Here is a 10,316-nt window from a genome sequence, read left to right on the forward strand (position 1 = left end):
AATACATTCCGTCACCGGGCGGCTTTAATCTTGCTTTCCGTGCCGTTCAGCAGCCGTTCAATATTTGTCTTATGACGATATATAATGAATACCGCCGCCAGGGCACCAAAGCCAATATACACCGGCGGCATATCAAAAATATAGGCAAGCACCGGTACTAACGCCGCTCCTACAATGGAGCCCAGGGACACGTAGCGGGTTACGTAAACAATGGCCAGCCAAACCAAGAAAACCAGGCCGGCAATTACCGGCATAAGCATAATTAGAACCCCTAAGCCGGTAGATACGCTCTTGCCCCCCTTAAAGCGGAGGAACAGGGACCAGGAATGGCCCACCACGGCCAATATGCCGCACAGCACACCGTATTCCGGGGCACCGGCGTAAAACACCCCCAAACCGGCTCCCAAAAAGCCCTTCAGCATATCCAACACAAAAATGGATATGCCCGCCGGCTTGCCGATGGTCCGCCAGGCATTGGTGGCCCCAATATTTTTACTGCCATGCTGCCTAAGGTCCACCCCCCAAATGGCCTTGCCCAAAATTAGACCATTGGGAATAGATCCTATTACATAGCTTGATATACAGGCAATAATCAGCTCAACCATCAGATATCCTCCTCTTCCTTCCGACCGCGAACAATAAGCTTTAATGGGGTTCCCTCAAAGCCGAAGCTCTCCCGCAGGCGATTTTCCAAAAATCTTAAATAAGAGAAATGCATCAGCTCCGGATCATTTACAAAGACAATGAACTTAGGCGGCCTGATATCAGCCTGGGTCATGAAGTAAATCTTCAGCTGCTTCCCCCGATGGGATGGTGGTGGATTTACGGATACCGCATCCCTGATCAGCTCATTTAACACGCTGGTCTGAATGCGCATGGACTGCTGATCCGCCACATATTTCACCAGCTCCGTAATACGGGGAATACGCTGATGGGTCAGGGCAGAGGTATAGAGAACAGGCGCATATTGTAAAAAGCCTAATTCATCCCGCAAGTCCTCAGTAAATCTCAGGGTTGATTTATCATCCTTGTCCGGGAAGATATCCCACTTGTTCACCACAATCACTACGCCCTTGCCGGATTCATGGGCATAGCCGGCAATCTTCTTGTCCTGCTCCGTAATCCCCTCAAAGGCATTAATAACCATCAGCACCACATCGGCCCGGTCCACAGCCCGCAGGGACCGCATGACACTATACCGCTCCACTGCCTCGTCAATCTTCCCCTTGCGGCGCATCCCCGCCGTATCAATCATCAAAAATTTATTGCCGTCGGATACGAAATGGGTATCAATGGCATCCCGGGTGGTACCGGCCACATCGCTGACAATTACCCGTTCCTCCCCAATAAGGGCGTTGACAATGGACGACTTGCCCACATTTGGCCGACCGATGACGGCAATGCTGATTTCATCCTCTTCCTTTTCCTCATAATCACTGGCCGGAAAGGCTTCCACCACTGCATCCAAAAGGTCACCGAGACCCAGGGCGTTGGAGGCTGATATACCAATAGGATCGCCGAGACCCAGATTATAGAACTCGTAAATATTGGCCTCCAGCTGGGGGCTGTCAATCTTATTTATGGCCAATACCACCGGCTTCTTGGCGGAGCGCAGCATGTGCCCCACCTCTTCATCAGCCGAGGTCAGACCCACCCGGCCATCCACTACAAACACAATAACATCGGCTTCCTCCATGGCAATCTTGGCCTGCTGCCGCATGGAGCGGAGTATCTGGTCACTCTCATCAAATTCGATACCACCGGTATCAATCATCGTAAAGGTATGGTTCAGCCATTCCGCATCCATGTAGATACGATCCCGGGTAACCCCCGGCATATCATCCACGATGGACACCCGGCGCTTGCCAATCTGATTAAATAAAGTGGACTTCCCCACATTAGGCCGTCCCACGATAGCAACTATGGGCTTACTCATTCTTGTGGCCTCCTCTCTTGGTATATGCTGCATTGCTCTGCCACATATAGGCAGCTGCCTCACCACTTACTCCCTGATAATTCGCGAACTGGGTAAGGGCATTAAAATAATCCTTACCATCCCCCACTGTTTCCACCCGTGTGGGGAACCAGTCCTTAAAATCCTCCAGGGAAACATCATCTAAAAAAATATTATCACCGGCTCTCAGGGCAGACTCAGGAATTAAAATTCCATCAAAGGTCTTCCCCAAGGCCTCCAAGGCCTGCTTCATATCATGGGCGGTCAGCAGCCCTGAAACATTTACCGTAGTACCAAAATGATTATTGGGAACCGGCACTATGGTTACCTCCAAATTATCAATTGCCAGCTCGTCAGCCAGCCCTCTGAACATAGGAGCCACTGCTGTACCGGTCAGTACCGCCAGCCGCTGCCTTTGGGCATAATGCCAGTTCTTGGCCTTTGACTGATGGCGGGCGGCAGAAAATTCCTCCATAAAATTTCTGGCCAGGCCAATACCGTTATCCAGCTGGGGAAACCCGTCATAAGCCTCGGCCGGCGGTACCTCTCTTCCGGCCAAAAAATAAAATTCATCCCCTAAATATACAAAGGTACGGCCCGTAGTCTCCCGCTCCCGCTTCTGGTACCTCTCCACCTGCTCAATGACCCTAAGGGCACTTTCCTTGTCAAAGCCCTTTAGGGGATATCGGTCCTGACGGAATTTGGTAAGGCCCACGGGAACGATGGCCATGGACAAAGCATGGGGCTTTCTGGCCAAAATATCCCGTATGGACCGGTCCAGCTCCTCCCCATCATTTAAATCCCGGCACAGAACAATCTGGGTATGATATTCCACCTGAGCCTCCTCCAGCTTATCCAGCTGGGTCATCAGGTTCCCCGCCGTTTTGCAGCGCAAAATCTGACACCGCAGCTCAGGATTGGTACATTGTACAGACACGAACAAGGGAGACAAATGATATTGCTTTATGCGCTTAAAATCACTGTCCACCATGTTGGTCATAGTAACAAAATTACCATATAAAAAGGACAGACGGTAGTCATCATCCTTTATATTCAAGGTATCCCGCATACCGGGAGCCACCTGGTCCACAAAGCAGAAATAGCAGTTGTTGGCACATTTGCGAATACCGTCAAATACGGCAGATTCAAACTCTGCTCCCAGCTCCTCATCATAATCCTTGTCAAAGGCCAGAAGCTCCTGCTCACCATCGGCATGCTCAATTAAAAGCTCAATTTCCTCATCGGCGAAGGCAAAGCTAAGGTCAATAATGTCCCGGAGCTTCATACCATTCACTTCGATTATCTTGTCCCCCGGAACCAGCTCCAGCTCCTCGGCCAGACTGCCCGGTTCCACGGACAATATTTTACCGTAGCCCATACATTCTCCTGTTCTCTAATATGTATACCGGGATGCCAAGGCTCCCTCTTAATAATTCACATTTTATCTGCAAATAAATCTGGTAAAACCGTAAATATATCTGATTAAAATCGTAAATAGGGAGTGATGAAATCATCACTCCCCAATAAAATTCATATACTATTAAGGCACAAGGCCCAGGGACTGAACTTACTCAGCCTCGTTGGACTCGCCAGCCTGCTTAATGCTGAGGGAAATCCGCTTTCTCTCAACATCGATGTTCAGAATTTTAACGGTAACCTGATCACCGATAGCAACTACCTCATCAGCACTCTTAATGCGTCTATCAGCCAATTCACCCATAGGAATGAGGCCATCCAGACCCTGCTCAATGCGCATGAAGGCACCAAACGCCTTAAGGCCAACGATTTCGCCGGAAATAACGTCACCGGCCTTGTACTTCTCAGCCTTAACAACCCATGGATCAGGCATAGTATCCTAACACTCAGGGAAATACGAACCTTGCCATCCTCAGTCTTGGCAATGCTCTTAATCTTAACATCCAGCTCCTGGCCCTCTTCCAGAACATCAGCCGGATCCTTAACCCGGTTCCAGGAAATATCGGAAATATGAACAAGGCCATCAATGCCGCCAATATCAATAAATGCACCATAGTTAACCAGTCTCTTCACAGTACCCTTAACTACATCGCCTTCCTTAACGTTTTCCAGCCAGGACTCCAGCTCAGTCTCCAGCAGCTGACGACGGGACAGAACGAGACGCTGCTTGGAAGGATCAAGATCAATTGGGATAACCTTTACAGTCTGACCAACATACTTGGACAAATCCTTAACAAAGTTCAGCTCGATCTGGGATGCAGGGATGAATGCGCGAACGCCCAGAGCACGGGCAACCAAGCCGCCCTTAACCACCTGAGTAATCTCAGCCTCAATAGGCTCAGCCTTCTCAACGATGCCATCCAGCTCCTTCCAGGAAGCCAGGCGGTCAGCCTTAACCTTGGAAACAGTCAGACCATTCTCGCCACCCTTGGCCACAACCAAAACCTCGATTTCGTCATTAACCTGGACGATATCCTTGGCAGATTCAGGAGCAGGCTCAGCAAGCTCAAACTTGGAAATTGGCACATCATTCTTGTTGCCCGGAATGTTAACGATTGCTTCGTTATCATTTACTGCAACAACTGTAGCTTTAACCAAATCGCGCTCATGTATCTCCTTCATAGAATCTTCTTGTGCTAACCAAGCTTCCATTGAATTCATTTCTTCTGACACTTTTTATAAACCTCCTTGATAATCCAGTCCGGAGTAGAAGCACCGGCTGTGATACCAATTTTTTTAATTTTATCAAACCACTCGTCACAAAGCTCTTCCGCCGTTTCGATATGGTAAGTTTTACATTTATCACTGCACAGCTGGGCAAGCCGGGTTGTATTGGCACTGTTTTTACCACCAATAACCAGCATCAGCTCCACCTGGGCAGCCAGCTTAATTGCCGCTGACTGACGCTGATCCGTTGCCGTACAAATCGTCCGCAATATTTTTATATCACTGGACTTATCCAAAAGCCGATCAACAATCTGCTTGAACTTTGGGGCAGAAAATGTGGTCTGGGCCACAATGCCCAGCTTGCCATATTTTGGCAGCTCATCGGCCTCTTCCTCGGTCTCAATGGCCACGGCACCTTCACCAGCCCATTCAATAATGCTCTTTACCTCCGGGTGGTGCTTTTCGCCTATAATAACGACCTGATACCCTTCGTCGGCCAGCATTCTGGCCGATGACTGAGCCTTGCGGACATGGGGACAGGTGGCATCTACCATATTGAGTCCCATGGCTTCTACCTGCTTATAAACCTCAGGCCCCACTCCATGGGATCTGATGATTATGGTTCCTTCACGGGCTTCCTCCAGAGTATCAACCGTTCCCACGCCATTTTCTGCCAGCTTGGCAACCATCTGGGGATTGTGAATAATCGGGCCAAGGGTATTTATTACCTGCCCGGGCACTGCCGAATCCTCCGCCAGCTGAATAGCCCGCTTAACCCCATAGCAAAATCCCAGATTATCTGCAAGGATTACTTCCATAACATATCACCTTGTATGCTGATAATTTTTATTTGTCCAACATACCCGTATATTGTATCATTATTTTTCAAGCTTGGCTATTTATTTTTATTAAATTATCAATTTTCTCCATTATTTTTTGTGAAAACTCTGCCAAAGCTTCCTTGTCATTGTGCTTTCCCTCAAAGTACATGGGCTCACCAAAAATAATTTGGAGTCTTGGGAGAAAGCCCCCGTTTTGACAAATCTTGTTAGTACCGATAATGGCCGTGGGAACCACCGGTACCTTGCCCATGGCCGCCAGCAGAGCCACACCGGCCTCAGCCTTGTGGGTCTTCCCATCCTTGCTGCGGGTTCCCTCGGGAAATACCCCCAGGCAAAGGCCCTGCTTTAAAATTCCCAGGGCTGTTTTTATGGCCCCCCGGTCGGCAGCCCCCCGTTTTACAGGAAAGGCGTACAGACTTCTAATGACGGCCCCGGCAATAGCCGGCGTAAAGAGCTCCTCCTTAGCCATATAGGCCACCGGCCTTGGCATATAGGTGCCCACAATGGGTGGATCCCAGTTACTTAGATGATTGGCCGCCATAATCATGCCCCCCTCCAGGGGAACATTTTCCTGCCCCTGAACCTTGGGACGGAACAAAATGCCAAATATTATCTGAAATATAACCTTTAATACCTTATAAAACATCCTATCACCTGCATCTATCCAGAATAGCCTGTACCACTTCCCCGATGGTCATATGGCTGGTATCCAACAGCTCCGCATCCTCGGCCTGTACCAGGGGGGAAATCTCCCGCTCGCTGTCCGCCTTGTCCCGGGCCCCAATTTCCTCCTGCAGCTGCTTTAGATCCACATCATACCCCTTGGCCTTCATTTCCTTGTACCGGCGATGGGCCCGTTCCTCGATGGAGGCCGTCAGGAAAATTTTAATATCCGCATTGGGCAATACATTGGTGGCAATATCCCGGCCATCCATAATAACCGAGCCCTCCGTGGCCATTTTCCGCTGTAAATCCGTCAGCCGCTCCCGCACCGGTCCCAGGGCGGCCACCTGGGATACGATGGCCGTAACCTCCGGTGTGCGGATTGCTGTGGTTACCTCCGTACCATCCACAAAAACCCTGGTTTTACCTTCCTTATAATCCAGAACAATATCTATGTCCTGCACCACCTCATTAATCAGCTCATCGCTGACCGGCTGGCCCTGCTGCAGGCTCTTCCAGGCCACAGCCCGATACATGGCCCCGGTATCAATATAGGTAAAGCCCAATTCCTTGGCTGCCATCTGGGCCACCGTACTCTTGCCGGCTCCGGCCGGTCCATCAATTGCCACTACTAATTTCTTCATTAATCATTACCTCTTTATATTAAAATGCTAATCTATCCAGCTCCTCATAAAAGCTTGGATAGGAAATATCCACACAATCCGGGCTTTGGATTTCCACCCCGGCACCGGCCAGGCCCAATATAGCCAGACACATGGCCATACGGTGGTCATCATAGCTGAAACACTCCGCCTTTTTGAGACTGCTGCCCCCATGAATAATCAGGCCATCCTCCTTGCCCTCAATATTACCACCTAATTTAGTAAATTGCTGACAAATAGCCTCCAGCCGATCGGTCTCCTTCACCCGCAGCTCCCCGGCACCGGTAATAACCGTATCACCCTGGGCAAACATGGCCGCCACAGCAATAATCGGAATTTCATCCACCAGCCGGGGGATTATATCCGCTCCGAAGTGGGTTCCATGCAGCTTGGCGTATTTTACCCGGATATCTGCCACCGGCTCTCCACCACTTTCCCGTTCATTAAGGATGGTCATATCTGCCCCCATATCCCTTAATACATCGATAATTCCCGTTCTGGTTTCATTGATGCCCACATTCTTCAGCAGCAGCTCGCTGTCCGGAATAATGGAGGCCGCCACCAGCCAAAAGGCGGCTGAGCTGATATCGCCGGGAACAACCAATTCCCCCGGGGCCGTCAGCCTGTCCGGGGCAGTAAGACTTATGCGATTATCCCTCTTGCTGATACCTACCCCAAAGGCCTTTAGCATCAGCTCCGTATGGTTGCGGGATGGATAAGGCTCCACCACGGTGGTTTCCCCATCAGCAAACAGACCCGCCAATAAAATAGCCGATTTAACCTGGGCACTGGCCACCGGCATTACATAGGTAATCCCCTGGAGCTTCTTCCCGGTTGGCACGATGGTAATAGGCAGCTTGGTGTTTTCTGCCCGGCCAACAATCTGTGCCCCCATTTGTCCCAGGGGCTTAATAACCCGGCCCATAGGCCGTTTGTGAAGGGATGCATCCCCCGTAAAGACCGAAACAAAATCCTGGGGAGCCAGCATACCCATCATAAGGCGCAATGTGGTACCGGAATTGCCAGCATCCAGAACAGTCGCCGGCTCCTGCAGGCCATGGAGCCCATGTCCCTCCACCATCAGCTCCGTATCGCTGATAATGTCCACCTTGGCCCCCAGGGCCTTCATTACCCCCACCGTTGACCGGCAATCTGCCGACGGCAAAAAGTTGGTAATATGCACCGGCGTATCCCCCAAGGCCGACAGCATCACGCTGCGATGGGACACGGACTTGTCTCCCGGAATTACCACCTCGCCCCGCAAAGGCTTCAGGGCCTTATTTATTACTTTATTACCCATTCCTTATTCCTCCTCTTCCTGCCAAACGGACCAGTTGCCTGCCGCAGCCCCCATGGAAAAGGCCGCCTGCAGATTATAGCCGCCGGTATAGGCATCCACATCCACCACTTCACCGGCAAAATACAGCTTTTTTATGAGCTTGGACTCCATGGTCCTGGGATTTACTTCCTTTACATCCACGCCACCGGCAGTGACAATAGCCTCCGCAATGGGCCGTGTTTTGGTTACAGTAACCAGCAGGCCCTTCAGCACCTCCACAAGACGATGACGCTCTTCCCTGGTAATGGAATTTACCATTCGGTCAGGCTCAATATAGGCCCCATCCAGAACAGGGGCAATGAGACGGCCCGGCAATAAATCCTTTAGGGCATTTTTCATTTCCTTGCGCTGGTATTTTTCAAAATCCCGTAATACTCTGGCCTCCAGCTGTTCAACGCTAAGGGCCGGCTTCAAATCAATCATCAGCTCCACAAAGCTGCCCTGGGCCAACAGCTGGGCAGCCTGACGGCTAAGTGACAAAATAATAGGGCCGCTGACCCCAAAATGGGTAAACAGCATTTCCCCGAACATGTCCGCTACCTTTTCCTCATCGGCCAATAGGGTTACCCGTACATTTTTAAGGGACAAGCCTTGTAAATCCGTTACCCATTCCTCTTCCAGCTCCAAAGGAACCAGGGCCGGCAAGGGAGTGATTACCCTATGACCGATTTTGTCAGCCATCCTATACCCATCACCGGTGGAGCCGGTGCCGGGATAGGAAGCACCACCAGTAGCCAGAATAACGGCCTCCGCCTCAAAAACCTGGTTATCTGCCGTTTTGACCCCTACAGCCCTGCTGTTTTCTGTCAATATTTCTGATACTCTTACATCGGTGTACAGCTTAACCCCCAATTCATGGAGCCGTACCACCATGGCATCCACCACATCCACCGCCTTGTCGCTGACGGGGAACACCCGGCCCCCCCGTTCTATCTTGGTGGGCACCTCCAGCCCATTGAAGAAATACTGTACATCCTCATTGTCAAAGGCCCGTATACAGCTATTTAAAAACTTCCCATTGCCGGGAATACTTTTTATCAGCTCCGGTATTTCCGCCGAATTGGTTATATTGCACCGCCCCTTGCCGGTTATGAGCATCTTTTTCCCGGGCCGCTTCATTTTTTCCAGCAGGGTCACCCTGGCCCCATTCTCCGCCGCCTTTATGGCGGCCATCATTCCCGCCGGGCCGGCCCCTACCACCACAATCTTATTCATTATTTGTACCTGGCCTTCCAGCAATATGCTTAAGCTTCCCTATTTCCTCCGCCGTCAGCTCCCGGTATTTGCCCCGGCTTACTCCCTCCAGGGTCAGACCGGCAAAGGCAGTCCGCTTCAGGCTGATTACCTCGTTTCCCAGGGCACTGAACATGCGCCTTACCTGGCGGTTGCGTCCTTCGTGAATTATCACCTGGACCTTGGACCAGCCGCCCTGTTCATTATATTCCACCAGCCTGGCCTCCGCCGGGGCAGTCATACCGTCCTCCAGCCTGATGCCACTCCGCAGCTTCTTTAGCTTTTCCGGTGTCACCATACCCCTGACCTTGGCCAAATAAGTTTTATTGACCTCATACCGGGGGTGTAACAGCCCGTTCATCAGTTCCCCGTCATTGGTAAGCAGCAGCAGCCCCTCCGTATCATAGTCCAGCCGGCCAATGGGGTAAATGTATTCCTGCACATCAGACAACAAATCCACCACTGTTTTCCGGCCCCGGTCGTCCTTCACCGTACTGAGACAGCCCTTGGGTTTATTTAACAAAAAATACCGCTTGGCAGATTGCTTGCCAATAGGCACCCCATCAACAGAAATTTCATCCGTCTCCTCTGCCTGAACCCCCAATTCCGTAACCACCTGGCCATTGAGACTAACGCGTCCTTCAATAATAAGCCGCTCCGCCTCCCGCCGCGACGCAATCCCGGCCCGACTTATAAGTTTTTGTATCCGTTCCATCTACAGCCACTCCTTCCTATAGATTAAAGCATAAAGGCCAGATACTGTCTAGTTTTAATTGTGAGAGAACAAAAATATCAGCGGCAAAGCCTTCCCCTTGGGACGCGAATGCAATGAGCCAGTCCCGTAGGGGAATGGCCGTGGATATTGTCTTTCACACGACCGAACTGCTAAAAATATTGTTTGCCTAAATTTAAATAGCTGGAAAAATTATAACGAGCTTTAAGATGTCCCCCACCTCTTTAGGTGGGGGAAAACAAACTAC

At 50.7% G+C, this 10,316-nt stretch carries 10 protein-coding genes and 1 pseudogene; all 11 read right to left on the reverse strand.

All coding sequences use genetic code 11. The features are described 5' to 3' along the window. Positions 1–11: 11 nt before the first annotated feature. The gene (gene plsY / locus Q0Y54_RS03380; RefSeq protein WP_297964297.1) at positions 12–605 is read right to left on the reverse strand and encodes a glycerol-3-phosphate 1-O-acyltransferase PlsY; all 594 of its coding nucleotides are present in this window, start codon (positions 603–605) and stop codon (positions 12–14) included. Beyond that, positions 605–1,936 carry a ribosome biogenesis GTPase Der gene (der, locus tag Q0Y54_RS03385; protein WP_297964299.1) on the reverse strand — a complete coding sequence of 444 codons (1,332 nt, stop codon included), beginning with the start codon at positions 1,934–1,936 and terminating at the stop codon, positions 605–607. Before der ends, plsY begins: the two co-directional genes overlap by 1 nt. Beyond that, the gene (locus Q0Y54_RS03390; RefSeq protein ID WP_297964301.1) at positions 1,929–3,332 is read right to left on the reverse strand and encodes a DUF512 domain-containing protein; all 1,404 of its coding nucleotides are present in this window, start codon (positions 3,330–3,332) and stop codon (positions 1,929–1,931) included. Before Q0Y54_RS03390 ends, der begins: the two co-directional genes overlap by 8 nt. 189 nt (positions 3,333–3,521) lie before the next feature. Then, positions 3,522–3,803 (reverse strand): S1 RNA-binding domain-containing protein, encoded by a 282-nt coding sequence (locus Q0Y54_RS03395; RefSeq protein WP_297964303.1) that lies wholly within the window; start codon positions 3,801–3,803, stop codon positions 3,522–3,524. Between the two features lie 68 nt (positions 3,804–3,871). Further along, positions 3,872–4,591 (reverse strand): annotated as a pseudogene (locus Q0Y54_RS03400) (S1 RNA-binding domain-containing protein); the annotation flags it as partial. Continuing rightward, a complete protein-coding gene (gene ispH, locus Q0Y54_RS03405; RefSeq protein ID WP_297964305.1) occupies positions 4,588–5,415 on the reverse strand; it encodes a 4-hydroxy-3-methylbut-2-enyl diphosphate reductase in 828 nt (275 codons plus the stop codon). The gene ispH and the pseudogene Q0Y54_RS03400, both read right to left, overlap by 4 nt. 67 nt (positions 5,416–5,482) lie before the next feature. Next, on the reverse strand, positions 5,483–6,085 hold the full coding sequence (locus Q0Y54_RS03410) for a 1-acyl-sn-glycerol-3-phosphate acyltransferase (protein WP_297964307.1): 603 nt from the start codon (positions 6,083–6,085) through the stop codon (positions 5,483–5,485). A 4-nt stretch (positions 6,086–6,089) separates the two neighbouring features. Then, positions 6,090–6,746 carry a (d)CMP kinase gene (cmk, locus tag Q0Y54_RS03415; protein WP_297964309.1) on the reverse strand — a complete coding sequence of 219 codons (657 nt, stop codon included), beginning with the start codon at positions 6,744–6,746 and terminating at the stop codon, positions 6,090–6,092. Between the two features lie 19 nt (positions 6,747–6,765). Further along, positions 6,766–8,064 carry a 3-phosphoshikimate 1-carboxyvinyltransferase gene (gene aroA / locus Q0Y54_RS03420; protein ID WP_297964310.1) on the reverse strand — a complete coding sequence of 433 codons (1,299 nt, stop codon included), beginning with the start codon at positions 8,062–8,064 and terminating at the stop codon, positions 6,766–6,768. 3 nt (positions 8,065–8,067) lie between these two features. Further along, positions 8,068–9,318, reverse strand: a complete 1,251-nt coding sequence (locus Q0Y54_RS03425; RefSeq protein WP_297964312.1) for an NAD(P)/FAD-dependent oxidoreductase — start codon at positions 9,316–9,318, stop codon at positions 8,068–8,070. Then, positions 9,311–10,051, reverse strand: a complete 741-nt coding sequence (locus tag Q0Y54_RS03430) for a pseudouridine synthase (protein ID WP_297964314.1) — start codon at positions 10,049–10,051, stop codon at positions 9,311–9,313. The genes Q0Y54_RS03425 and Q0Y54_RS03430 overlap by 8 nt, the downstream gene beginning before the upstream one ends. Between the last annotated feature and the right edge of the window lie 265 nt (positions 10,052–10,316).

It is taken from the genome of uncultured Anaerovibrio sp. (assembly GCF_947302755.1).
Lineage (GTDB): Bacteria > Bacillota > Negativicutes > Selenomonadales > Selenomonadaceae > Anaerovibrio.